Origin of the sequence: Thiohalocapsa halophila (genome assembly GCF_016583825.1) — a bacterium.
Taxonomy (GTDB): Bacteria; Pseudomonadota; Gammaproteobacteria; order Chromatiales; family Chromatiaceae; genus Thiohalocapsa; species Thiohalocapsa halophila.
This window is the reverse complement of sequence record NZ_NRRV01000008.1, coordinates 41868-65309: the sequence shown is the minus strand read 5'-3', so window position 1 is coordinate 65309 and position 23442 is coordinate 41868. Positions and strand designations below refer to the sequence as shown.

Below are 23442 nucleotides of genomic sequence, written 5' to 3'. Positions count from 1 at the left end.
GCCGCGTTCCGGCAAGGGCACAGTTATGCGATGATCCGCGGCCATGAGCAGTGCCCCAATCGCCCTCTTCAGCATCGCTTTGTATCTGGCTAGCGCGAGCCTCATCGGCTGGCGCTTGTTCAACCGCGAGCTGGGCTCAGTGCAGGCGCTACGCCAGGCCACCCTCGGGCTCGGCTTCCTCGGCCTCATCCTGCACACCTGGCTGCTGTATCAGGCCATTTTCAGCCACGCCGGCTTGAATCTCGCCTTCTTCAATGCCCTGTCGCTGGCGTCCTGGACGGTGGTGGCGTCGCTGCTGATCTCCAGTCTCAGCAAGCCCATCGAGAATCTCGGGCTGGTCATCCTACCGCTGGCGGCCATCACGGTGCTGCTGGACCTGATCTACCCCGGCGTCGGCTTCATGAGCGAGGACGCCAGCTGGATCCTGAAGCTGCACGTGCTGCTGTCCATGCTCGCCTACAGCCTGCTGACCCTCGCCGCGGTGCAATCGGTGCTGCTGGCGGTGCAGGACAGCTATCTGCGCCGGCGCAAGCCCAACACCTTCATCCGCGCGCTGCCGCCGCTGATGACCATGGAAGCCCTGCTGTTCGAGATGATCGGCATCGGCTTCGCACTGCTGACCCTGGCGCTGCTGTCCGGCTTCGCCTTCCTGGAGAACATGTTCGCCCAGCACCTGGTGCACAAAACCGTACTCTCGGTGCTGGCCTGGATGGTGTTCGGCGGCCTGCTGCTCGGCCGCCGCGTCTGGGGCTGGCGCGGCCAGAAGGCCATCCGCTGGACGCTGAGCGGCTTCCTGCTGCTGATCCTCGCCTACTTCGGCTCCAAATTCGTGCTGGAGCTGATCCTGCACCGCTGAGGCGCCGGGACGGGGGGCGGGCTGTCCGCAGCGCCGCCCAAGAGCCAGCCCGAAGCCGGTCTCCAGCGCAGCGTCGGGCCTCCTACCGTCGGCACCGACCTACGCGCGGCACACCTGTAGGTCGGCGCTGAGCGCAGCGAAGCCCGACACCGACGCGCGCCGTGAGCCACCCTCAGCCCGTAATCACCTGCCTATACCACAACAGGTCCTCGGGCCTATCGAGATCCGGCAATGACGCGAGCTCCTGCCACCGCCAGCCGAGCCCGGCCATGCGCGCCCGGGTGGCGGCGGCCACCCGATCGCCGCCCCAGGGGATGTCGGTGAACAGCTCGGGCGCCGCCCGCCGCAGCCCGAGCAGCACGTAACCGCCGTCGTCCGCCGGCCCGAGCACGGCATCCTGTTGCGGCGACTCCAACAGCGCGGCCAAGGCTGACGTGACCTGCGCCGGCCCGAGCCCCGGACAATCGCAGCCGATCAGCACCACGGCCTCGGCCTGCGCCAAGGCATCCGTCGCTGCATACAGCAGCCGCTCGCCGAGGTCGCCGCCCTGCTGGATGTGCAGGGACAGCCCGAAGCGCCGGGCCGAAGCGCGGAAGACCGGGTGCTGCGCATCCGGTGCACACCACAGCGCCAGCGGTGCGATGCCCGCCGGCGCCAGCCGCGCAAGGGTCCCTTCCAGCAGCTCCCGATGCAACGCCGCTGCGCCCTCGGCGCCCAGCGCCGGAATCAGCCGTGTCTTGCAGGCGCCCGCCACCGGCGCCTTCGCGAGCACCAGAATCCGCGCCCGCGGAAAGCGATATCCGCCGCCGGCGTCCAAGGCCCGAACCGCCGTCAGCTGAGCGCCCCGCCGCAGCTGCTCCCCTGCCCGGCCGTGCAGCCGAAGCAGTGCTCGCCGACACGGATGCCGACTCCGGTCAGGCCCGAGGCGTCCGACAGCTCACTGATGTGTCGGCGCTCGCCGGCGGCTGCACCCAAGGGCAGCCCCAGCATCTGATTGAAATCGCAGTCGTAGACATAGCCCTGCCAGTCGATGCTGATCAGGTCCCGGCACATCACGGCGTCCAGGTTCTCGTCCCGGTGGGCGCCCTTGAGCAGGCGCATGTAGTCATCGAAGCGGCCGGTGGACAACAGCCAGCCGCCGAAGCGCTGGATCGGCATGTTGGCCAGGGTCAGCAGCCGGCTGAAGCGGATGCCGTAGCGCTCGTGCAGCTCGCGCTTGTAGTCCGCCTCCAGCGCGCACTGCGGCGGCGGCAGTACCGCATCCACCGGGTTGTAGACCAGATTCAGCAACAGCCCGGTGGATTCCGCGTCATCGGCGCCGTAGCCCAGGGCGTTGAGCTGTCGGAGCCCGTGAATGCTCCCGTCGAACACGCCCTTGCCGCGCTGGCCGTCCACATTGTCTTCCAGATAGCAGGGCAGCGAGGCAATGATCTCCACCCGATGTGCCGCCAGAAACTCCGCCAGATCCTCCTGTCCCGGCTCCGTCAGGATGGTCAGATTGCAGCGGTCCATCACGTGTACGCCGAGCGCGCGCGCCGCCTCCACCAGTGGCCGGAACACGGCGTTCAGCTCCGGCGCGCCGCCGGTGATGTCCAAGGTCTCGGCGCCGCTGTGCTTCAGAAAGGCCAGCACCTGCTCCATGGTCTCGGCATTCATCTCTTCCCGCCGCTTGGGCCCGGCATCAACGTGACAATGCACACAGGACTGATTGCAGCGATAGCCCAGATTGACCTGAACCGTGCTCAGGTGCCGACGGGCGATGGGCGGGAAATCGGTCTCCAGCAACAAGGGTTTCGAGTCCAGCACGACACAACTCCAGGGCGGCTTGCGGGGTCAGGGCCGCGTGCGCGGCCTACTGCCCAGCAAGTGGCGGCAGCGAAGCAATTGTCAAAACCGACAACGGTGATACAATTGCGGATTCGGACCGCGCTCGCCCACACCTGAGCGCGCGCCGATCCCCGCGCACCGGGGCCGTAGCTCAGCTGGGAGAGCGTCGCGTTCGCAATGCGAAGGTCAGGGGTTCGATCCCCCTCGGCTCCACCAATCTTTTCAGTGGCTTAGCCTATGCCGGCCCGCTCGCAGGCTTTCGCGAAGCTGCGCTTGAGGTCACCGAGGCGTCGCCCGTCTTCGTGGCAGAATACCCTTCCGCTCTGCGGGCAATACTTCGCCCGAGAACCAGTCCCTTCTAGCATCACCTTGCGTGCGGTGGCGTGCATCGGCACGCTTCGCCGGCGTCGTGTCGGCGATCCATACTCTAAGAAGGTGCTCGCGCAGGTGCTCAACGGCATTCGGGTCGCGACGGCAGATTCAGGGGTGCTTGTCTGCGCGACCGGCATGCAGATACCCAACCATCAGCTCTTCGCTCTTGCGGCTCGGCTGCTGGCCCATCGATTCTTCTGGTGCGCCTCGGTTGCCACTTGGCGAGGAGCGCATCGGCTTCCTTGCACACCGAACGATTAGGCATCCACTGCCCCCAGCGGTCAGCTCAGCGGTCCACCCGCCCCGCGCCGCCCGAGTGGTCGGAGTTATGATCAAGGCCTATAGATAATAGATCTTTTGCTTCTCTACCAAGGCCAATGACGCGATTACGGTTTTGGGCGCGTCATATTGTTCGCGCCCCGCTATGCCGTCTAATGCCATCGGGTGCAAATATTCCGGCGAGCCCTTGATGACTCTTTTGCTTTGAGTAGGCCTTGTGCAGCTCGTCGAGCGACTGATTCCGCACCCAAGCTCTCCCGACCCAGAGCTGTCGGCCCAACTGCCCACATGCACGCCGGCTCTGCACGGGGTAGCGGATATTCGCGGTATCCGCGCGGTGCACCCCGTCACCGCGAGCGCCGCGTCTGCAGGCGTGGCATCTCCGCCGCGACTGCCCGCCGTCGTTGAATCGGGCATTTCCACGGCACCGCTGCCGACGCAATATCCAGCCGCCATGATGACGCCGATCAGCACTCGCTGCCTGAGCCAGCAGCTCACCATTGGAAGCGGCATGCTTTGACACCCATTGGTCATTTAACGTATCGTCACATCCGCTTCATAAGTCAGCGGCCGCTGACGCTGTGCAGGCGCCGGAATACCCTCGCTACATCCGCGTCGAACCGCAAGCCTCCGGTGCAACCCGTGACCACAGCGCAACAGGAAAGCCTGCGCGCACAGACCTCACTGCGTCGGCGTCGACGGCCGCAACAGCACACCGAGCGCACAGCCTCCGCAGGCGCGCAAAAGCGCCATCGCCTGAGCTGCCGTTCGTCGAACCCTTGCGCGAGCTACTCCATTTTCAGAAAGCACCATTGAGGAGATCAACAATGCCGAAGAGACAAGCATCTGCGCCCCAGTCCGTTGAAGAGATCCAGGCCCAGCTCGCGCAGCTCGAAGCCAACGAGAATGCCTTGCGAGAGGCGTTGCGCGCGCAACAGGCCGCCGAGCTCGCTGCCTTCATCGACGAGCTCCGTGAGCAGATCCAGGCTCGCGGCTATAGCTTGGATGACGTGGTGGCGCAGCTGAGCAAGGGTCGTCGCGGTCGGTCCGCAAGACGTGCCTCGGGTGACGCGACGCGCTATGTCGATCCCGAGAATCCAGCGCAGAGCTACTCACGCGGACCCCTGCCAACCTGGCTGCGTGAGAAAATGGAAGCCGCCGGCTACGACCCGGCAGACAAAGCACAACGTGACGAGTTCAAGGCGACCTACCTGCAATTGGCAGCGTGATCGGATCAATTGCCAGGTTGGCGGTACCCACCCCCTCCCCTTCAGCCGCCGGCGCCCGCCGCACCAGCCTCTCCAGGATGCGCTCGTGGCGCGCGGCACGCAGCCGGCGGCCGATCTCGCGGGTCAGCTCAAGCTCTGAGTCGAGCTCGTTGAGAAAGAAGAAAACGAAAACGGTCAGATATCGAAGATGTCGAGCTTCAAATCTCTGCGCCGACGCTCGCTGCGTAGCGCAGGGGCGCCTAGCTCACTGCCGCTTCCCGAGCGCTGCTGGTAGCGCCTGACAATGATCTGACGACCGCACAGCTCTTGACCGCTCAGGGCTTCGATCACGTCCATGGCCGCCTTGGCAGGTTTGACTTGAACAAGGCCGTGGTATTCGCGCCGGCCATTGGCGGGGTCCGTGACGGTCAAAACCGTACATCGTGTCACTGCGAGCAGTCGAGCGAGGCTGCCGTATCCGCAGTCCGCCAATCCATCGCGCACCAAACGCCTGATTGTCTTGCAATTGACTGACGCTGGCAGGGAGGGGAGGATCAGCAGGAGGGACGCTTTATTGGTGGCCATGCCCCAACTCATGTTTTGAGAATGCACACTGCAACGGCATGCCCCGACCCGTTGTCAACGGAGCCGGTCGCCATCTCGGGAAACCCAAGCCAGCAGGGGCAAGCCAGCAGGGGATGGAACTATGTCAGCTCGGCCGGCATGGTGGAGTTTACCGGCTCTCCGCTTCCGCTACCGTGCGCCAATCCACTGATTCCAACCCCAGAAATACTAAGGCGTAACGCCATAGGCGTGCAGGCAAGTCTCTGGCATGCTCCGGCGCTGGTGCTTGACCGCCGTCATCCTGGCGCGCGCGGTCGTTGGCATCCGGGTCCGTGAGGAGACAAAAACACTGACATGGCCGTACCGCAGAGCACCCGCAGCCGCATTGTCCTCGTGGATGACCATCCGGTGGCCCGGGCAGGCCTGCGGCGCCTCATCGAGGAGGAGCCGGATCTCACCGTCTGTGCCGAGACGGGCAGCGTCCGCGACGCCGTCGCAGTGATCGAGGACGCCAGCCCGGATCTTGCCATCATCGACCTGTCGCTTGAAGACGGCAGCGGCATCGAGCTCATCAAGCGACTGAAGACGCACGTACCCGGGCTCAAGATGCTGGTATTTTCCATGCACGACGAGGCGCTGTTCGCCGAGCGTGCCGTCAATGCCGGCGCCCTGGGCTATGCCAACAAGCACCAGCGTATCGAGCAGATTCTGGACGCCATCCGCACAGTGCTAGGCGGACGCGTCTACCTCAGCGAGACCATGGTAGAGCGCCTCGTCAACGGCTTCGCCAAGAAAAAGGATGCCGGCAGCTCCAGCATCGAAGACCTGAGCGACCGCGAGCTCGAGGTCTTCGGGCTCATCGGCCAAGGGCTCTCCACGTCCCAGATCGCCACGCGCCTGCACCTGAGCGTGAAAACCGTCGAGACGCACCGCGACAAGATCAAGCGCAAGCTGCAGCTCGCCAGTGGCGGCGAGCTGGTGCGCCATGCCGTGGAATGGCAGATGAGCCAGGCCTGAGGCCGTTGCGGACCGCCCAGACACCGGCAGCGACCCCGCCCTTTTGTTCGACGGCGCCCTTGCCTGACCCCTTTGCCAGATCGAGTACCCGCCCATGCACAAGCCCGCCCACCTTGCCCCGACCTTGCCGCTCCTGCCCGCAGTGCTTTCCGCGGCCCTGCTGTTGCCGGGCTGCGGCGATGGCAACAGCGAGCAGGCCGGGCAGCCCATCGAAATGCCGGCTACCCCCGATCAGCTCCAGAAGCTGGACCGGGTCGTCGAGCGCTTCCCGGAGGTAGCGCCCCTCGCCGAGCAGGCCAGAGCCGATGGCACGGTCACCGAGCAGGAGATCATCGACGTCCTCGCGGAGGCGGAGCGGGTGAAGGCCGCCCGGGACGACGACTAGCGCCCGTCAAGCCGCGAGCCGCCGTCATGGCGAGCGCCGCGGCGCCGGCGTCGCTGCGGGCGGCCGACGGCGCCAACGCCGACCGCGGGACCCGTCAGGGCAGAACGGCAAGGACTTGGGCGAGGAAGATCATCAGCAGCAAGGCGCCGGCGACGCGCCATTCCCGTAGGTCGCCCTCGATGCCAGCCAGCTCGCGCCCCGCGGCGCCGATGCCCCGCTGCCAGGCCGAGTCGCCGCCGATGTGGAACAGCATTACGGCCAGCGCCACCACGAGCACCGGCCCGGTGCTGCTCCAGAAGACGGCGGGCGTGAGCGCGGTCCGCATAACCTCGGCAACCGCGGTTGCAGAGCCCATATCGGCCCGGCCGATGTCCAACAGCGCGAACAGCGACGGCGGCAGCAGCCCGAGCAGCAGAGCCCCGAGCGCCAACAGCCCGGGCACCAGCAGGCCCAGGGTGCCGACGCGGGAGCCGGCCTTCGGCGTTGTCCCCGGCGCTGCGGGCGCCGGCGGCCGCAGGGCCACCGCCAGAATCCGCGCCAGATAGGCGGCCGACAACAGCCCGCCCAGGTCCAGCACCAGCCGCCACCACCAGGCGTCGGCGCCCGCCGCCTGTCCGTAGAGCGTCTTCACGAGATAGCCTCCGCTCGGCGGCAGCCCCACCAGCGCAAGACCCGCCAGCAGCAGCACCAGCAGGGTCCCCGGCAGCGCCCGACCGAAGCCGTCGAGCCGCGGCAGCCGGTCATGCCCGAAGGCCGCCAGCACCCGCCCGGCGAGCAGGAACAAAGCGGCTTTGGCCAGGGCATGGGAGACCACCTGCACCAACGCCGCCGTCACCGCCGGCCCGCCGGCACCGGCCAGCGGGAAGAGCAGGAACAGATAGCCAAGCTGGGCCAGCGTCGAGTAGGCCACCAAGAGCTTGAGCCGCTCCTGCATCAGCGCCATCGCATTGCCGAGCAGGATCGCGAAGGCGCCCAGCACCCCCAACAGCAGGCCCACGTCCAACGCCCGCAGATCCGGCACCAGGTCCAGCCACAGTCGGAACAGCAGAAAGAAGGATCCCTTCACCACCAGGGCCGAGAGCACCGCGCTCGCCGGCGCCGGCGCACCGCCGTGGGCCGGCGGCAGCCACAGATGCAGCGGCATCAGCGCGGTCTTGGCAAGCAGCCCGGTGCTCATCAGGGCCACCGCCACCAGCGAGGCCATGCGGACGGACTCATCGGCGGCCGCCGGGTCAACGCCCTCCGCCATCATAAGCCCGCCGAGCCGCTCCGCAATCTGCCCGATATCCAGGGTGCCGTGCAGGCCCAGCATCAGCCCTGCCCCCAGCAGATACAGCGCGGAGCCCAGCAGTGCGAACAGCAGGTAGCGGAAGGCCGCCGTGAGCTGCCCCGCCCCGCCCTTGAGGCACACCAGGGGCACGGCGGAGAAGGTGAGCACCTCGATGGCCACATAGAGGTTGAACAGATCGCGACCGAGGAACAGGCCGTTCAGCCCCGCCCAGACGCCGAGCAGCAGCATCCAGAACGCGAGGGTCGCCCGCCGCCCGACGGCGGCGACGCCGAAGTCCCGCGCCGCATGCAGGCCCACGGCCGAGAGCACGAAGGCCGTCAGCAGCAGCATCAGCGCCGCCGGCCCGTCCAACTGCAGCACCACGCCCAGCGGTGCGGCCCAGCCGCCCAGGGCATAGACCAGGGGTGCATCGGCCGCGGTCAGCGCCGCCGCGGCGGCCAGCGCCAGCCCCAAGCCAAGCAGGAGAGTCGCCAGCGTCAGCAGCCGGGCGCCGCGAGCGCCGAGCAACGGCGCGAGCAGCAGCGCGAGCACCGGCAGCGCCAGCAGCGGGAACAACAGCTCGGCGGCGCGTGGACCGTCGAGCCACGGCGCAAGGACCTCCGGCAGGCTCATGTTCAGGCCTTGCCGCCCCCCCAAGGGTCGAAGGCGTCGTAGCGACGCTTTGCCAGCTCTGCGAGGGGGCTCGACCGCGCCGTCTTCGGCTGCAGCGCCGCCAGACGAATCAGCAGTGCCACCGCAAGCGCCGTCGCCGCGAAGGCCACCACCAGCCCGGTGATCACCAGCGCCTGAGGCACCGGATCGCTCGCCGCGCCGCCGGCGAGCCCGCCGCGCCTGGCGATGGCACCGAAGACGATGAACACGCCGCTGCTGATGAGGTTGAAGGCGAGCAGCCGCCGCAGGGCGCTGGGCCCGAGGATGGCGCCGTAGAGCCCGATGCCGATGAGACCGGCGCCGCAGAGCCCGTAGAGCTGGGCCTCGGTCACAGAGAGGGTCATGAAGCCGCGCGCGATGGCAGATGGTTGCCGGGCAACGCCGGCGGGCCGGCGACGAGCAGGGCCAGAGCCACGGCCACCGACAGCGTCTTGACCGCCTCGATGATCAGGATCAGGGGCTTGGTCAGGCCCTCCGGATAGCCGAGAAAGGCGTCCGCGGCGACCACGCCAGCGAGGCCGATGAGCAGGAACACCAACGGACCGACGACGAGGCCGACGCGCGTGAGCCGGCTCTGCACCGGCGGCGGCGCCCCGAGCCGCGCCAGCCACATCAGCGTCGCCATGGCGGCGAGCACCGCACCGGCCTGAAACGGACCGCCCGGGTCGTCGGCGCCGGCCCAGAACAGGTGCACGCCCACCACCAGCCCCAGCGGCGGCAGCAGCCGTGCCAGCAGCACCAGCGCCGGGCCCGGGGTGCCGAGCTCCAGGGTGCGCGGGCGCTCGCCCCAGGCGGCATCGGGCGCGAAGGACCAGAGCACGATCACCGCCAGCGCCAGCACCACGGACTCCAGCAGGGTGTCCACAGCGCGAAAGGCCACCAGCACCGCGGCCACCGGATTGCCCAGCTCGGTGGTGTGCTGATGCTCGGCCACCGCCGCCACCAGGTTGGGCGCCGGCGTCGGCAGCGACAGCACCACGACCGCCAGCACGCCAGTCACGCCGACGCAGAGCAGGCCCACCAGCAGGCGCATGAACATCGGCGGCGCCGGCTGCCCCCGGGGCTCGCCGAGCCGGGCCGCGGCGGTGAGCAGCAAGAGCCCCATGAGACCGCCGCCGAGGGCGGCCTCCGTTAGGGCGACGTCAATGGCCCCGAGCCGCACCCAGACCACCGCCACCAGCAGGCCATAGGCGGTGAAGCCGATCACGGCCGAGCGGTCGCGCCGGGTCGCGATCAGCCACAGGGCCAGCACCAGGAGCGCGAGTCCCAGGGGAATGTCCGCAAAGCGCGCGTCCGGCAGCGGCAAGTCGGGCATCAGCCGGCACTCCGACGGCTGTTGCCGGGCTTGGACCCGGCGCTCGCCGCGTCGTCGTTGTCGCCGATACCGGCGTGGATCGCTCCGGCCAGCATCTGGCCGGTGGTGCCGCCGGCGAGCAACACCACCAGCCACAGTGCGATCAGCTTGAGCATCCCGAAGGGCCAGCTCGCCTGGGGCAGCAGGCCGAGAATCACCAGTCCGAGGCCGACGGTGTCCACCTCGCTCAGGGCGTGCATGCGGCTCAAGGCATTCGGAAAACGCGCGAGACCGACGTAGCCCGCCACGAAGAAAAGGGCGCCCAGGCTCACCAGAGTCAGGGTCAAGACATCCCGCCAGTCCATCAGTCGCCCGCCCGCGGCTGCCGTCGGGGCGGCTCGGCAGCGGCTGCGCCGGGGCCTTCGTCGGTTGATCGATCCGCGGCGTCGGCCGGCGGCGTCCGCCCCGAGGCTGCGCCGAGCCCGGCGACGAAGGCCACGCCGGCGAAGGCCGCCAACAACACCAGCACCAGCGCCAGGTCCGTCGCCGCGGCCAGGTCCGCGGCGCTGCCGAGCAGCAGCAGCGCCGCCACCCCGCCGGTGCCGAGCAGATTGACGGCCATGATGCGCTCGGCATCGCCGGGCCCGCGCAGGATATGCAGCAGCCCGAGCAGCACCGTCAGCAAAATGAGCACCCCGGCGCCGACCAGGAAGGCGGTCATGCCGGCGGCTCCCCGCCGCGCGCACTGCCCTGCCCCAGCAGCTTGCGGAACAGGGCCTCGTCCGCGGCCAAGCCGCGCCCCGCAGCATCGGGCCGATACAGGCAGTGATACAACAACCGACCCGGGTCGTCGAGATCCACCGCCAGCGTCCCCGGTATCTGGCTGGAGAGCGCGCCGAAGAGCGTTCGGCTCGTGCCGGGGGGCAGCGCCGTTCGGTGTTGCAACAGGGTAGATCTGACCGGCAGGCGCGGGTCCAGGGCCCGACGCGCCACATCCAGCCCCGCCACCAGGGACTGCACCGGGAAGCGCACCAGGAAGCGCAACAGCGGCCAAAGGCGCGGCGCACGCCGCGCAGGGGGGAGCAGCCGCAGACTCAGCGCCGCTGCCGCGAGCGCCGCGACGGCGCCGACGGCCCAGTCCACGCCCATCACCGCAAGCGCCAGGGATTCCGGCTCCAGCAGCAACAGCCAAAAACCGAACAACAGCAGCGTACGCACGACGAAGGCGCGCAGGCGATGCGGTGGCGCCGATCCAGGGGACATGACCGCTCCAGCAAAGGGTGACGTGCGAGGCCGGCGGCAGCCGGGGCTCAACGACGGCGCATGTTACTCGGCGCGCGGGCTCGTGTCGTGCGCGTCCTTGCGCGCCGCGGCGGCCTCCGGCTGCGCCGCCACGCCCCGGCTCTTGAAGGACAAGCCGTCGTCGCCGACCATCACCGCCTCGATCAGCGGCATGCTCACGGACTCCCGCGCCGACCAATCCACTAGGAAATTGGCCCCGGAGCCGCCGCTCGGGTCTTGCGCCTTCACCAGGAAGGACGCGGTGGCCATCGGCGCCAGCACCAGGGGCGCCTCGGACTGCTCCCGCACCAGCTGACCGTCGCCGTCGAAGTAGCGCACCCGGTCGATGCGGATGGGCTCGGCGGCGTCGGTGTTGCGCACACTCAAGGTGATGGCCAGCGGCACCGTCTCGCCGGTGTTGCGATAGATGTGGGAGTAGGCCGGTACATAGACGCTGCGGCCCTGGGCCGCCAGGCGCTCGGGCAGCCGCGGCAGGCTGGACGTCGGCGGCTGAAACACCGGACGCTCGTCCAGTACCTGCCAGCGCCCGGCGAGGAAGCCGAGGGCCAGGATCAGCACCACGGCGACAGCCGCCGCGAGCGCCGACACCGCCAGCTCCCGGCGCGAGGCGCCCGCGGAGTCCGGTATGCGCGATGACATCTGCGCTGGCCTGCCCGAACGATACCCGGGCTTATGCCGCCGCTTTCGCCGTCTTGGTGCTAGCCGGCGTCGCCGTGCTGTAGAGCAGCCACATCGACAGCCCCAGCACCACCAGCTCCGCCGTCAGCAGAATCAGCAGCGTCAGCAGGCTGATGCCGTCAAGCGCCGATAACGACAGGTTGGGATCCCCGCCGATGTTGGGGGAGACCATGAGGCCGGTCTGCGGGTTCGCCAGCATCACGAACAGGATGCGGCTGGACTCCGTAAACAGCATCAGCATGGAGAACACAATGCCGATGGCACCGGCCCAGATACCGATCCAAACGGTCTTGAGCACGCCTGCACCGCTCAGCTTCGGGTCACCGTCTGCAATGCGCCGCCCCAGCCGCGGGTAGCGAAAGAACCAGATGGCGGTGAAGATGGTCACGATCAGGCTGCCCCAGGACAGGTAGTTGCTGAGGTCGATGCCTCGGCGGGCTGGGGAATCCGGCGCGAAGCCGAAGAGCATGTAGAGCGCGAGCAACAGCGGCACGGTCAGCAACGCGAGCTGAACAAAGAAGCCGATCCAGCCGAGCTTGGTGAAACTCCCCCCGAGTTGTTCTGGATTTGCCGGGGGCCAGGGTGCAACGGGCATAAATGAGTCTCCTTAATCGATGTGTGACCGAAAGTGGACGCGGCTGCGGAATACTAACACCGCCCAAATGGCTTTTGGCGCAAGAAACCGTGACGACGGCCGCCGACGGTGCACGCAGGCGCTCCAGCCGCGCCGGCCGCTCAAGACGCGGCCGGGTCCCTGGCGCCCGCCCGCTCGAGCCGCGGCAGCAGGAACCCACAACACTGGTGACGGGACCGGGAAGGTGGGCAGCGCGATGCCGAGCAGATAGGCGTTGCAGCCGTAGAGACCGACTCCTCGCAGAGCCGCCGCCAAGGCGTCGGAGCACCGTTCATGCCAAGTTCCTCCCCGCGTTGTGATCGGCCACGGCGGACGGCGTTTGCCGTCGGCCACCCCGCAGCAAAGCCAAGGCTCGCCGTTGCGGTCCATAGAGCCAAGCGCAAAGCACCGCCCATGCACAGTTTTAGAGCGCATCGGCTAAGCGCCCGCACGCCGCCGATCCTGCGCCCAAGCGCCCGCTCGGCCCCGGCCGTCAAGCAGAGGGAATGGCCGTCGCCGGCCCATTCGCCACCCTGCTACCATCTGCCGATTCGGTGGCCCTGCCCGATTGCCCGGGCCGAGAGACCTTATGTCCGCAAACGACGCCAGCCGCGCGTCCGCACCATCGGCCACTGCGCAACGCAGCCACCAAGATCATCTCATACTGGCCATCGTCGGCGGCTATGCGGCGGCTTTCGTCGCCTTCGGCGTCGTCCTGGACGGCCCCGCCGACGTGGCACGCGGCCTGGTCGCCATCCTGACCTCGCGCGACACCCTGCTCACGGACTATTTCGGCGTCGGCGGTATCGGCGGCGGTTTGACGAGCGCCGGGCTGCTGACGCTCGCGGTGTGCGGCGTCTACTACCTGGCCCGGGCGCGGATGACCGGCGCCGCCGTGGCCTGTCTGTTCCTGGTGCTCGGCTTCGGGCTGTTCGGCAAGAATCTGCTCAATGTCTGGTTCATCGCCGCCGGTGTCTGGCTCTATGCCCGCTTCCGCGGCGAGCCGTTCGCACAGCATATCAACACCGCCTTCTTCGGGGTGGCGCTGGCGCCCGTCGTCTCGGAGATCCTCTTCAGCAGCGCGCTGACGCTCACCGTCAGCATTCCGCTCGCCACGGTCACCGGGGTCGGGATCGGCTTCATCCTCGCGCCCGCCGCCGCGCAGCTGTTCAAGGCCCACATGGGCTTCGCGCTCTACAACATAGGCTTCACTGCCGGCCTGGTGGGGACGCTGGTGGTGGCGCTGTACAAGTCCTATGGCTTCGTGCCGGACCCGGTGTTCGTCTGGACCACCGGCAACAACCTGCTGCTCGGCAGCTTCATCGGCGTGCTGTTCGCGTCGCTGGCCGTCCTGGGGCTGGCACTGGACCGCTCCGCGCCGCGCCGGCTGAAGGAGCTGCTGCGCGCCTCCGGACAGGCGCCGAGCGACTTCATCGCCCTGGCCGGCCTGGGGGCGACGCTGATCAACATGGGGCTGAGCGGTCTGCTGGCCACGGGCTACATCCTCGCCGTCGGCGGCGACCTCAACGGCCCGGTCATCGGCGCCCTGCTCTCCGTCGCGGGCTTCGCGGCCTTCGGCAAGCACATCCTGAACATCCTGCCCATCATGGCCGGCGTCTTTCTCGGCACCCTGCTCAAGCCCTTGGGCGCCGCCGATCCGTCCTTGCAGCTCGCCGCCCTCTTCGCCACCAACCTGGCACCCATCGCCGGGCACTTCGGCTGGCAGTGGGGCATCGTGGCCGGCTTCATCCACTCCTCTGCGGCGCTCACCGTCGGCGGCGTGCACGGCGGGCTCAATCTGTACAACAACGGCTTCGCCGCCGGCATTGTCGCGTCGATACTCGCGCCGGTTGCTTTCGCCATTCGCGAAGGTCGGCAGCGTCGTGCCGACACGAGGGCGGGTAGCCCGGATTGACCGACAACTACCGGCAATGCGGAGCATCGGTCTGGCGCGCGCTGTCGTCATGTGCGGCCCCGGACTTACTGCCGGTTGCCTGTAACTGGATGCGAGGTTCGACGCACGAGCCGCGACCGGTGTTTGCGGGTATGCTCGATACCATTGCGGCCATCGAGCGCCGCAAGCCGCCGAACCGCTACTTCTCCCGCAACTCGGCCCGGATCGTTTCCCGCACCACTTCGGCCAACGTATATCCCAGCGCCACTTGGCGCAGGGCTTCGTTCATCAGGGTTTGGTAATTTCCGCCCGTCATCTCCGCATGAGCCTTGAAGACTGACAGGGTGGCGTTATCGACACGAATCGTGATCCGCGACTTTCCGCCTTGTTCGGCTTGCAGTCGGGCAAGGGCAGGGATCTCCGACACGGGTTTCGCATCGTCAAAGTCCAGATCGGCGTAACGCGCGTATTCAGGATCGGAATTGGCGTTCATAACGTTGACGTTGGCGCTGGTTGGCCTTCCAGGAGGAAATTAGGCGGATGCGATCCTCGCGCGGAGTCCACACCACGATCAAAATCCGCCCCTTGGCACCCATCCCGAGCGTCACGAACCGAGGCTCCCCATCTGCGTGCACGTCTTCCCGGGTCAGCGCGTAGGGATCGAGCAACGCCGCCTGCGCCTCGGAAAAAGTCACGCCATCATGGTTCAGGGGGTTGGCCGCGGCCTTCTCGGGGTCGAATTCGATCTGCACGGGCTCAAGTGTATGTACAAAAGAATGTACGAACAAGGGGCAGGTGGCTATTGCAACCCAAATCGCGGTTCGCGAACGAGCCACCGAATGTTGACCAAGCAGACCGCCGCAGCTAGCCTCTCGGCCCCTAGCCCGCGCTCAAGGGGGCTGCACGTCCTCTCCTTGTGGCCGCGTCCGAGGGTTGGCGCCAGCAGACCGTAGCGGCGCTTCCGCTGCGGCGATTAGGAAAACCGTTTCGTCTGATGATCGTCCCCATCCGCCCGCCGCTTTCCGGCATCAGCGCCCAGCGCTACCTCGCACTTGCCCGCACCCTCGGGCGCACCTCGCTCGAGGATGAGCCGCAGCGCCGCAGACTCCTACGCGACGAGGTCCACTGGTGCCGCACCCAGCCGGGACTGGACCAAGCGCGCCGGCTGACCTACGCGGCAGTGGCCCATCTGCTGGTCGACCTGCACCGAATGGGTTGGGAGATACGCGAAGCCGGCTACGGCATCGAGCTGGTGGCCCAGCCGGTCCGGTTACATGGGCTGACGCCAGACGAGGTTCAGGCGCAGAAGGCCCAGACCCGCGCCATGTTCCGGCCCGCGGTTGCCGCCCAATTGGGCGATCCCGCCGTGCGGCAGTTCGTGCGGCGCATGGAGCACCCGGACGCCAGGTCCGGCAAGCAGCCGGTCACCTTGCTGATCGCGGACGGCACGGAGCTGCACGCCCGTTTGCGGGCGCTCCAGCCCAGTCCGGAATCAGTCAGCGAGGCTGACTCCATCCCCGTGCGCCCCTACCTGCAGCTCGTCAGGGCGGACGCAACCGATCCCTGGAGCGGCCATGGCCTGCGGGAGATCTGGCGGTATTTTCGCTACACCTGGTCCATCCCGCAGACCACCACCCCCGGCCGCCAGCTACTCTATCTGGTGCGGGACGCCGCACACCCCTGCCATGCGGTGATGGGACTGATCGGGCTCAACAACTCCGCCTTGCAGATGGGCGCTCTGCGTGAGCGCGACCTCGGCTGGAGTCGGGAAGCCCTGATCGAGTCGCTGCACAACGCGGCCGCCGCAGGCGACGGCGAGCGCCTCCGCAGCGAATACGCATGGATGGAGGCGCGCATCGCCGACGCGCTGGCCGATGTCGCCACTGAAGGACTGCTCACCGACGAGGAGCAGACCGCGCCGACGCCGGCGGTCATTGCCAGACTCCGGCACGCCGCCCGCGACTTCGACCAGAGCCGCGACGCGACCCTGCGCCGGATCAAGCAGCCGCGGGTCGCTGACGTCATCGAGAACCCATCTTCGCCCCTCATCCCCCCGTCGCTGACGCGATGCTCAACCTGGAGCCCAAGCCCGCCTCCGACCCGATCATGCAGCAGGCGCGCCGCTATCTCGTGGCGCGAAAGCGGGCGACACTGCTGGCGGAACTGCTCCAGGCCCGGATGACGCTGCGCGAGGCCCGCGAGAACCTCTGCGACCCGTCCGCCTATCCCGCGGTGGTCACCCGGGAGTCTATCGTCATCGCCCTGCAAACCATCCTGGACACACTCAAGAGCCGTTACGCCGGGATCAACCTCATGGAGGTCAGCACCTGCGGTGCCATCGCGCCCTACAACCACATCCTGGGCGGCAAACTGGCCGCGCTCCTGCTGTTCTCCCCGGAGATCGCCGACGACTACCGCAGACTGTACAGCGGCCCGTCCATCATCGCCTCCCAGCTCAAGAACGCCGAGGTGCGGCGCGACGTAGCGCTGCGTTTCCTGCGCTATCTGAAGCGGCAGGGGACCGCTTCCGAGCCGACGCTGCGCCAGGCCTTGGGGCTTGCTCATCAGCGGGACTTCGTCGAGGTCGCGGAGTACCTGATGCGGCTCGGGCTGATCGAGACCTCGTCGGCCGGGCGCCGGCTAACGCGAGCCGGTGACAGCTATCTGCGGGCGCCGGTGCCGCCGGATTTGCGCAGCCGCATCGCGCGGGGTGGGTAGCGTGGCGGGTCACTTGGTTCCCGCTTCAGGCGCGTACGGGCGGCGACCACCGGATGCTGCCGTAAACCCCTGCGGCAGGCGACGCGAGGACTGCATAGGGAAACTCAGCCTTTTGCCGCCGGCGCTTTGGCCTTGGAGCGATCCGCGCCATGCCGCCGGAGCGGGGTAGCCTTGATCCGAATGAGACGATGTGGCGAGGTGTCGAGGTGTCGAGGTGTCGAGCAGATGTGTGTCGTGGTGGATCTTCCCGCCTTCAAAAACTGCTCACCATCACGGCAAATGAGTGAAGGAGCCTTGACATCACTTCGACCATCCGCGCTCTCACCACTCGTAACCCAGCTTGATGCGTACCGTCTCGTCGGTGGTCTGGGCCTCCACGGCCGGGCGGCTGTCGTGGTCGATTTCGTACTCGATGCTGCCGACGAAGCCTCCGACCAACGGCACTCGGAATCCGGTCCATGAGACCCACACATCCTTGTCGTCGTCGCCGAGGGCGGTAAAGCCCATGCCGTGCAGGTAGAATTCCAGATGCTCCCCCAGCAACGGCTGGGCGAAGTTCACGAAGACGCCCGGCCCCCAGAACCCTTGGTCTGGCTGGTCGTAGAAGTCCTCATGCAAGTGTATCGGCCCCACCTCGGCGCTGTAGCTGCCCCCGCCCTCGGGCTGGAGCCTGTAGCCCAAGGCGGGCCCGACAATGGAGCGCAGGCGGGTGTCGGCGAAGAAATCATGCTTCAAGCGCAGCCATGCCGCACCATACCAGGCGGTGTTCGGGAAGCGTCGGATGTACTTGGTGTTCAGGCTCCATTGGTCCGTCGAGCGCTCGCCGTCATCGGTGTCGTATTCCAGTAGCCCGAAGATCTCGACCTCGCTCCAGCGACGTTGATAGCTCAGCGTGGCATCCACATCCAGCTCGGTGCTATCGGTGTTGCCGGTGTCGTCCTGAAAGGCCAGATTGACAAGGCCGCTGAAGCGCCCGCCGTCGCCCGTCTCCCAGGGCTCGGGTTGAATCACGCGCACCTGCTCCGCCGGCACAGACATGGGCTCACGCGCCGCCGGCGATTCCATGCGCAGGGTGTCCTCCTGCCGTGCAAGTGCGCCAACCGAGACGACCGACTCGTCCTCCAGCAGCACAGGCACAGGGGCATCCAGTTGGACCTCCCGGACCTCCGTCCAATCGAGCGCGAGGGTGCCGGCGTAGTGGGTGCGCACCAGCAGCTCTCCGCCCTCCTTGCGTACCACCTCGCCAGTGAGACGGTCACCGTTGCGCATGATGATAGTGTCCGCCGCCACGGGCTGTATCAAAAGAGCCAAAGCCAGTGTGCCACTTGGGATCACCAGCCTGTCGCCGGGACGATCCAAACGTCCCGCCGACCATCGCCGGCGACAGCGATTGCCAAGGCAGCCCATGCCGGGACGGTCACTTGCCCGCGGCAGTTTAAAAGAAGAGGATTCAATGGTCTTTGGCGCTTGATACAGCATGGCATCCGAATGACTTTTGTGTTGGAGCTTGTGAGTGGGTAGCGACCGCTGCGGGACAAGCGGGTCGAAGCGACTCGCCTAAAGAGATACCGAGTTATGGGCTGTGCCTTGCAAAATCTCCTAGCAATCTTGGCGGTGAGCCGAAAGCCTCTGCTCCGGCCTGGACCGGATGCTCATTCTGCCTGCATTAAGGCTAAAAACGCACCACTAAGGGCTGCTGCGGATACCTATAATCTCCCACGTGATAAGCACCATTGCCTTGCCATGTCCGCGTCCAGCACGTCTCCTTTCCCGAAGGATCCAGCAACGATCGCAGTACAAAATGACCGCAGCACAACATGAGCTTCACGTCAGCAACCTCGCGCGCCGGTTTGGCCTGCAGCTCGCCAGCATGACGGATCGGGCAGGCGCACACCGCTACGTCTTGGTCGAGCCACGCTCGGCATTTCCGGTGTGGCCGGGAGGCGCCGACCAAGGCAGTTCCCTCCGAGACTTGGAGGATTGGCTCGGTTTTCCCTGGGAGTGATCCATGGAGTCCGCGCCGCACGCTGAGCAGGCCGCACTGCTACTGGCTCGAGACATCGAGGCACGAAGGCTCCCGCTGGTCCGGCTGCTGCTCGAAGAGGTCCGTACCGGCGAACCCTTTATGGACGATGACCAAGCGCTGCTGGCAGACTTGCTCCAGGCCATCGCCCGGTTGCAGTTGCTCTCGCAACAGGGCCTGCGGATCGCTATCAATACACACGAGCTGTGCAGAGACGCTGAGCGCAGAAGTCTTTGCAGCCGCGCGCGCCAACGCCCTCGACCCCCACAGCCGGCGGCCGTCTCGCGTCCGCAGAAGCGGGGCGGTATCGCATGACCCTTACTGACAGCGACACCACCGACCTCTGAAGCCGCTAGTGCATAGCAATCACGGCGGTAACGCCATCGTCATGACCGATTGCTACGCTCTGAACCATCGTGGAAGGCCGATTTGCTTGCTATTGCGGTCCAGAACAGGATGCTCTGCCCCGGAGCGGCTACTAATACGCAGCACTACCAGCCGGAGCGAGTGTTGAAGACCCATGCGTGACCAGACTATGGAAGCATCGCAAGAATCCCAGACGGGCCAGCACCCCGCTGGCGAATCGGCAGCGGCCGGGCCAGTGCCGGTGGACATGGCGCTGCAAGGCGGCGGCGCCCATGGTGCCTTCGCTTGGGGTGTGCTGGACCGCCTGCTTCAGGAGCAGCGCATCCGCATCGATGGCCTCTCCGGTACCTCCGCCGGGGCCATGAACGCTGCGGTGCTGGCGAGCGGCTTTGCGACGGGTGGCGCCGAGGGCGCACGAGAGGCGCTGGCGAGCTTCTGGCGCCGGGTCTCGGACGGTGCCTTCTGGAGTCCGCTGAAGCGCGGCCCGCTGGACGTGCTGCTGGGGCGCTGGACGCTGGACTACTCCCCCGCGTTCGTCGCCCTGGACCTCACCTCCCGGCTCTATTCCCCCTATGACCTCAACCCCAGCGGCCTGAACCCGCTGCGCGACATCCTCGCCGAGTCCATCGATTTCGAGCGCCTCGCCGCCTCGCCGGTGAAGGTGTTCATCACGGCCACCTGCGTGCGCACCGGGCGCCCGCGCATCTTCCGCAATCCGGACGCGAGCCCGGAAGCCCTGCTCGCCTCCGCTTGTCTGCCGCAGATGTTCCAGGCGGTGGAGATCGACGGCGAGGCGTATTGGGACGGCGGCTACTCGGGTAACCCCACCATCTCACCGCTGGTGCGCGAGTGCAGCGCCGACGACACCATCCTGGTGCAGATCAATCCGGTGGAGCGACCGGGCACGCCGCGGGCGGCTCGGGAGATCCTGAGCCGCGTCAACGAGATCGCCTTCAACGCGCCACTGCTGAAAGAGCTGCGCATGATCGCGCTGCTGCGCCAGGTCGCCGATCCCGGCCATACCGAAGGCGCGCTCTGGGCGCAGATGCGCATGCACCGCATCACCTCCGAGCGCATGGTGGAGCTCGGCTACTCCTCCAAGCTCAATGCCGAGTGGGCCTTTCTCGTCATGCTGCGGGACGAGGGCCGGCGGGCGGCGAGCGAGTTCCTGGAGCGCCACGGGGATGACCTGGGCAAGCGCCCGACGCTCGACATCGACTATCTGTTGGAGGGCATCTGAATGGGCCTTCTCGGCATCCTGCTCGGCCTCGGGCTGCTCATCTGGCTCGCCTATCGCGGCTGGAGCGTGCTGCTGCTGACCCCGCTGGCGGCGATGCTGGCGGCGGCCTTCGCCTTTGAGCCGCTGCTCGCGAACTGGACCCAGACCTTCATGACCGGCGCCGCCGGCTTCATCGCCCAGTTCTTCCCGATCTTTCTGCTGGGCGCCCTGTTCGGCAAGCTGATGGAGGACTCGGGCTCGGTGCGGACGGTCGCCGGCTTCATCGGCGACAAGCTCGGGCCGCGCCGCGGCATCCTCGCCGTGGTGCTCGCCGGGGCGCTGGTGACTTATGGGGGCGTCAGTCTGTTCGTGGCCTTCTTCGTGCTGGTGCCCATGGCCACCGCGCTGTTCCGCGATGCCGGCATCCCGCGGCGCCTGATGCCGGCGGCCATTGCGCTCGGCACGTCCACCTTCACCATGTCCATGCTGCCCGGCACGCCCGCGGTGCAGAATGCCATTCCAATGCCCTTTTTCGGCACTACCCCGTTCGCGGCCCCGGTGCTCGGGCTCATCGCGACCGCGATCACCCTGGTGTTCGGGCTCTGGTGGCTCGGGCTCATGGAGGCCGCGGCGCGCAAGCGGGGCGAAGGCTTCGAAGCGGAGGCCGGCGGCACGGCCAGCGCCGAGCAGGCAGCAGAGGATCTGGTGGTGCGCGAGCGCGCCACGGTGACCCGCGAGTTCGACCCGGCGGAGGTGCAGCGCGGCGGCGCCTGTACAGACCGGCCGGGGGTGCTGGTCGCCGCCCTGCCGCTGGTGGTGGTGCTGGCGGTAAACCTGACCATGACCGCGCTGGTGCTGCCGAATCTGGATCTCGGCTTCCTCGCCGAGGAGCGCTTCGGGCCGACCACGCCGGCGGCCGTGAGCGGCATCTGGTCCGTCAGCGTCGCCCTGGCCACGGCCATCCTGGTGCTCATCGCGCTGAACCGCCGCCGGCTCACCGACCTGCGGGCCAGCGTGGATGCCGGCGTCAACGCCTCGGTGCTCCCCATCGTCAGCGTCGCGAGCCTGGTGGGCTTCGGCACCGTGGTGGCCGCCCTGCCCGCCTTCGAGCTGGTGCGCGACTGGGTACTCGGCATCGAGGGTGGTCCGCTGGTGTCCCTCGCCGTCTCCACCAATGTGCTGGCCGCCCTCACCGGCTCGGCCTCCGGCGGCCTCACCATCGCGCTTGAGGCCCTGGGCGAGACCTACATGGCGCTGGCCGCGGACCTCGGGATAGACCCGGCGCTGATGCACCGCGTTGCGGTAATCGGCGCCGGCACGCTGGACATGCTGCCGCACAACGGCGCCGTGGTGACCCTGCTCGCGGTTTGCGGCACCACCCACCGCGAGAGTTATCGCGACATCGTGATGGTGGCCATCGTCGGCGCGCTTTTCGCCCTCGCCGCCGTCATCGTGCTCGGGACCCTGCTCGGGTCGTTCTGATCGCGCCCGCCGCGGCGGCGGCAAGCGGGCAGATACGAAGGCGTGCCTTTCGCGACGACCATGAATCACGCCGCCTGCTCTGCGCCCTCTTCTGCGGTAAGCTCTGGCGCCAAGCACGGCGACCGGGCACAACTCAAGCAGACCTCAGCGATGCCGAACCTCAAAGCGATCCCCTTCTGCCTCGCCCTTGCGGTCGCAACGCCTGCGCCAGCGCAGTTCAGCGGCCCGAGCATTCGGGGCGGAGAGGCCACGGTCGCCGCGGCGCTGGACGCGCGGCTCGGGACCTACCACACGCTGGAGGGCACCATCGTGTCGCATCTGCGCGAGGACTACTACATGTTCCGCGATTCGACCGGAGAGATACGGGTCGAGATCGCGCCCGGGCGGTTCGGTGGCCGGCAGATCGGCCCGGAGGACACCGTCCGCATCATGGGTGAGGTTGATCGCGGCATGGCGGGCCGGTACGTGTGGGTGAAGTCGCTGAAGGTCGTCAACTGACCTGGCGGGACCACCCCGCGAGCATGCGCCTCCGGTCGGCGCTCTTTTTCGCACAGTCTGAGCGCCCGATCCGGCCATGACGACAATGCCGGCGTGTCGATGCAGAGCGTCCGCCTGTGCTCCGACGCCGCCCGGACTGGGCAGGAATCCCGCGTAGATCGGGTCAGTGCAGCGTAACCCGACGCGGCGCTCGCGTAACCCGTCGATTGTCGGGTTACGCTATCGCCAACCGGCCCTGGGGCAGCTCATTCTGAGCCGACCCAATGCCAACATTGAGCATGCACGCCATTTCACCGGCGGGCCTGCTTTTTGTGCAGCCGTAAATGCCTTAGGCTGCGCGGCGCGTCTGCACGGCGAGCGCAGTAACTGTCGGGTAGCGCACCATTTCCACAACATCACCATCTCGCATGAGGAGAGACAAGGATGCAAGCAATATTGAGTCAGCGCGTCGCCGAGCTCGTCGGGAACGGATGGGAGCCCATGACGGCGACGGAGACAACCGCATCCCTGGCAGGGCGCCGGCCGTTCGCGTGGTGGCTGTTCCTGATCGTGATCTTCCTGTTCCCACTATTCGGCGGACTTCTGTATTTGATCTTCTGGCTTGCGACGTCGAAAGCGACCGTGTTCCTGCACGTCGAGGGCGACGAAATTGCAGTGGCCGGAGACCAATGGCTGCTAGAGCTGCAGCGGGCACAGCGCGAGGCCTATGTCGAACGCCAGCAAAAGATCAAAGAGAAGGGCTTCCTGCGGGTGATGTGGCCGCAGCTCCTGGTATCCCTGCTCCTGATCGCCGCGTGGATCTATCTACTGAAGACCTATTGGTGACGCAAAGAGAGTGAGCCCACTGTGCCCACCCGAGAGCGGCCGTGATCAGGTAGTGACAACTGACGCGGCGTCGGGCTTCG

General features: G+C 67.4%; 27 protein-coding genes and 1 tRNA gene. 13 read left to right on the top strand and 15 right to left on the bottom strand.

Features of this window, described 5'->3' with window-relative positions; all coding sequences use genetic code 11:
- Window positions 1–43: 43 nt before the first annotated feature.
- Window positions 44–856 (top strand): cytochrome C assembly family protein, encoded by an 813-nt coding sequence (locus CKO31_RS05095; RefSeq protein WP_200234630.1) that lies wholly within the window; start codon window positions 44–46, stop codon window positions 854–856.
- Between the two features lie 172 nt (window positions 857–1028).
- On the opposite strand, the gene CKO31_RS05090 is transcribed toward CKO31_RS05095, so the two are convergent.
- Together CKO31_RS05090 and arsS are read right to left on the bottom strand one after the other, a co-directional pair.
- Entirely contained in the window at window positions 1029–1673 is a 645-nt protein-coding gene (locus CKO31_RS05090; RefSeq protein WP_200234628.1) for a TIGR04282 family arsenosugar biosynthesis glycosyltransferase, read from the bottom strand.
- A 14-nt stretch (window positions 1674–1687) separates the two neighbouring features.
- Window positions 1688–2662: an arsenosugar biosynthesis radical SAM (seleno)protein ArsS gene (arsS, locus tag CKO31_RS05085; protein ID WP_200234626.1), complete on the bottom strand. Its 975-nt coding sequence runs from the start codon at window positions 2660–2662 to the stop codon at window positions 1688–1690.
- A 161-nt stretch (window positions 2663–2823) separates the two neighbouring features.
- Between arsS and CKO31_RS05080 the strand changes: the two genes are divergently transcribed.
- The 3 genes from CKO31_RS05080 (at window position 2824) to CKO31_RS05070 (ending at window position 4563) form a co-directional block, all read left to right on the top strand.
- Window positions 2824–2899, top strand: a tRNA-Ala gene (locus CKO31_RS05080).
- A gap of 652 nt (window positions 2900–3551) precedes the next feature.
- Complete coding sequence (locus tag CKO31_RS05075) at window positions 3552–3854, top strand: hypothetical protein (RefSeq protein ID WP_200234624.1); 303 nt, start codon at window positions 3552–3554, stop codon at window positions 3852–3854.
- Window positions 3855–4161: 307 nt separating this feature from the next.
- The gene (locus tag CKO31_RS05070; RefSeq protein ID WP_200234622.1) at window positions 4162–4563 is read left to right on the top strand and encodes an H-NS histone family protein; all 402 of its coding nucleotides are present in this window, start codon (window positions 4162–4164) and stop codon (window positions 4561–4563) included.
- 174 nt (window positions 4564–4737) lie between these two features.
- Here CKO31_RS05070 and CKO31_RS05065 read toward each other — a convergent pair whose 3' ends face one another.
- Window positions 4738–5127, bottom strand: coding sequence for an RNA-binding protein (locus CKO31_RS05065; protein ID WP_200234620.1), 390 nt, complete (start codon window positions 5125–5127; stop codon window positions 4738–4740).
- Window positions 5128–5460: 333 nt separating this feature from the next.
- Here CKO31_RS05065 and CKO31_RS05060 point away from each other — a divergent pair, with 333 nt between their 5' ends.
- Window positions 5461–6123: a response regulator transcription factor gene (locus tag CKO31_RS05060; RefSeq protein ID WP_200234618.1), complete on the top strand. Its 663-nt coding sequence runs from the start codon at window positions 5461–5463 to the stop codon at window positions 6121–6123.
- A gap of 94 nt (window positions 6124–6217) precedes the next feature.
- A complete protein-coding gene (locus tag CKO31_RS05055; protein WP_200234616.1) occupies window positions 6218–6508 on the top strand; it encodes a hypothetical protein in 291 nt (96 codons plus the stop codon).
- Window positions 6509–6602: 94 nt separating this feature from the next.
- Here CKO31_RS05055 and CKO31_RS05050 read toward each other — a convergent pair whose 3' ends face one another.
- The 8 genes from CKO31_RS05050 to CKO31_RS05015 form a co-directional block, all read right to left on the bottom strand.
- A complete protein-coding gene (locus CKO31_RS05050) occupies window positions 6603–8411 on the bottom strand; it encodes a complex I subunit 5 family protein (RefSeq protein ID WP_200234614.1) in 1809 nt (602 codons plus the stop codon).
- A 2-nt stretch (window positions 8412–8413) separates the two neighbouring features.
- Complete coding sequence (locus tag CKO31_RS05045; RefSeq protein WP_207147952.1) at window positions 8414–8794, bottom strand: NADH-quinone oxidoreductase subunit K; 381 nt, start codon at window positions 8792–8794, stop codon at window positions 8414–8416.
- Window positions 8791–9765, bottom strand: coding sequence for a hydrogenase subunit MbhD domain-containing protein (locus tag CKO31_RS05040; protein WP_200234612.1), 975 nt, complete (start codon window positions 9763–9765; stop codon window positions 8791–8793). Before CKO31_RS05040 ends, CKO31_RS05045 begins: the two co-directional genes overlap by 4 nt.
- On the bottom strand, window positions 9765–10109 hold the full coding sequence (locus CKO31_RS05035) for a cation:proton antiporter (protein ID WP_200234610.1): 345 nt from the start codon (window positions 10107–10109) through the stop codon (window positions 9765–9767). Before CKO31_RS05035 ends, CKO31_RS05040 begins: the two co-directional genes overlap by 1 nt.
- Entirely contained in the window at window positions 10109–10465 is a 357-nt protein-coding gene (locus CKO31_RS05030; RefSeq protein ID WP_200234608.1) for a sodium:proton antiporter, read from the bottom strand. Before CKO31_RS05030 ends, CKO31_RS05035 begins: the two co-directional genes overlap by 1 nt.
- Window positions 10462–11007 carry a Na+/H+ antiporter subunit E gene (locus CKO31_RS05025; protein WP_200234606.1) on the bottom strand — a complete coding sequence of 182 codons (546 nt, stop codon included), beginning with the start codon at window positions 11005–11007 and terminating at the stop codon, window positions 10462–10464. The genes CKO31_RS05030 and CKO31_RS05025 overlap by 4 nt, the downstream gene beginning before the upstream one ends.
- Window positions 11008–11070: 63 nt before the next feature.
- A complete protein-coding gene (locus CKO31_RS05020) occupies window positions 11071–11685 on the bottom strand; it encodes a DUF3124 domain-containing protein (RefSeq protein WP_200234604.1) in 615 nt (204 codons plus the stop codon).
- A gap of 31 nt (window positions 11686–11716) precedes the next feature.
- The gene (locus tag CKO31_RS05015; protein ID WP_200234603.1) at window positions 11717–12319 is read right to left on the bottom strand and encodes a DUF3611 family protein; all 603 of its coding nucleotides are present in this window, start codon (window positions 12317–12319) and stop codon (window positions 11717–11719) included.
- A 607-nt stretch (window positions 12320–12926) separates the two neighbouring features.
- Between CKO31_RS05015 and CKO31_RS05010 the strand changes: the two genes are divergently transcribed.
- Complete coding sequence (locus CKO31_RS05010) at window positions 12927–14252, top strand: DUF1576 domain-containing protein (RefSeq protein ID WP_200234601.1); 1326 nt, start codon at window positions 12927–12929, stop codon at window positions 14250–14252.
- 178 nt (window positions 14253–14430) lie between these two features.
- Here CKO31_RS05010 and CKO31_RS05005 read toward each other — a convergent pair whose 3' ends face one another.
- Window positions 14431–14724, bottom strand: a complete 294-nt coding sequence (locus CKO31_RS05005) for a BrnA antitoxin family protein (protein WP_200234599.1) — start codon at window positions 14722–14724, stop codon at window positions 14431–14433.
- On the bottom strand, window positions 14702–14983 hold the full coding sequence (locus CKO31_RS05000; protein ID WP_322789094.1) for a BrnT family toxin: 282 nt from the start codon (window positions 14981–14983) through the stop codon (window positions 14702–14704). Before CKO31_RS05000 ends, CKO31_RS05005 begins: the two co-directional genes overlap by 23 nt.
- Window positions 14984–15225: 242 nt before the next feature.
- Between CKO31_RS05000 and CKO31_RS04995 the strand changes: the two genes are divergently transcribed.
- Together CKO31_RS04995 and CKO31_RS04990 are read left to right on the top strand one after the other, a co-directional pair.
- Window positions 15226–16413, top strand: a complete 1188-nt coding sequence (locus CKO31_RS04995) for a Druantia anti-phage system protein DruA (protein WP_200234596.1) — start codon at window positions 15226–15228, stop codon at window positions 16411–16413.
- On the top strand, window positions 16410–16949 hold the full coding sequence (locus tag CKO31_RS04990; RefSeq protein ID WP_200234594.1) for a Druantia anti-phage system protein DruA: 540 nt from the start codon (window positions 16410–16412) through the stop codon (window positions 16947–16949). The genes CKO31_RS04995 and CKO31_RS04990 overlap by 4 nt, the downstream gene beginning before the upstream one ends.
- A gap of 321 nt (window positions 16950–17270) precedes the next feature.
- On the opposite strand, the gene CKO31_RS04985 is transcribed toward CKO31_RS04990, so the two are convergent.
- On the bottom strand, window positions 17271–18218 hold the full coding sequence (locus tag CKO31_RS04985; protein WP_200234592.1) for a DUF481 domain-containing protein: 948 nt from the start codon (window positions 18216–18218) through the stop codon (window positions 17271–17273).
- Between the two features lie 775 nt (window positions 18219–18993).
- Complete coding sequence (locus tag CKO31_RS04980) at window positions 18994–19143, bottom strand: hypothetical protein (protein ID WP_200234590.1); 150 nt, start codon at window positions 19141–19143, stop codon at window positions 18994–18996.
- 364 nt (window positions 19144–19507) lie between these two features.
- Here CKO31_RS04980 and CKO31_RS04975 point away from each other — a divergent pair, with 364 nt between their 5' ends.
- From CKO31_RS04975 to CKO31_RS04960, 4 genes are all read left to right on the top strand, one after another.
- The gene (locus tag CKO31_RS04975) at window positions 19508–20578 is read left to right on the top strand and encodes a patatin-like phospholipase family protein (protein WP_200234588.1); all 1071 of its coding nucleotides are present in this window, start codon (window positions 19508–19510) and stop codon (window positions 20576–20578) included.
- Window positions 20579–22039: a GntP family permease gene (locus CKO31_RS04970; protein ID WP_200234586.1), complete on the top strand. Its 1461-nt coding sequence runs from the start codon at window positions 20579–20581 to the stop codon at window positions 22037–22039.
- A gap of 150 nt (window positions 22040–22189) precedes the next feature.
- Window positions 22190–22537, top strand: a complete 348-nt coding sequence (locus CKO31_RS04965) for a YgiW/YdeI family stress tolerance OB fold protein (RefSeq protein WP_200234584.1) — start codon at window positions 22190–22192, stop codon at window positions 22535–22537.
- Window positions 22538–23017: 480 nt separating this feature from the next.
- Window positions 23018–23362, top strand: coding sequence for a hypothetical protein (locus CKO31_RS04960; RefSeq protein WP_200234582.1), 345 nt, complete (start codon window positions 23018–23020; stop codon window positions 23360–23362).
- Window positions 23363–23442: the final 80 nt, after the last annotated feature.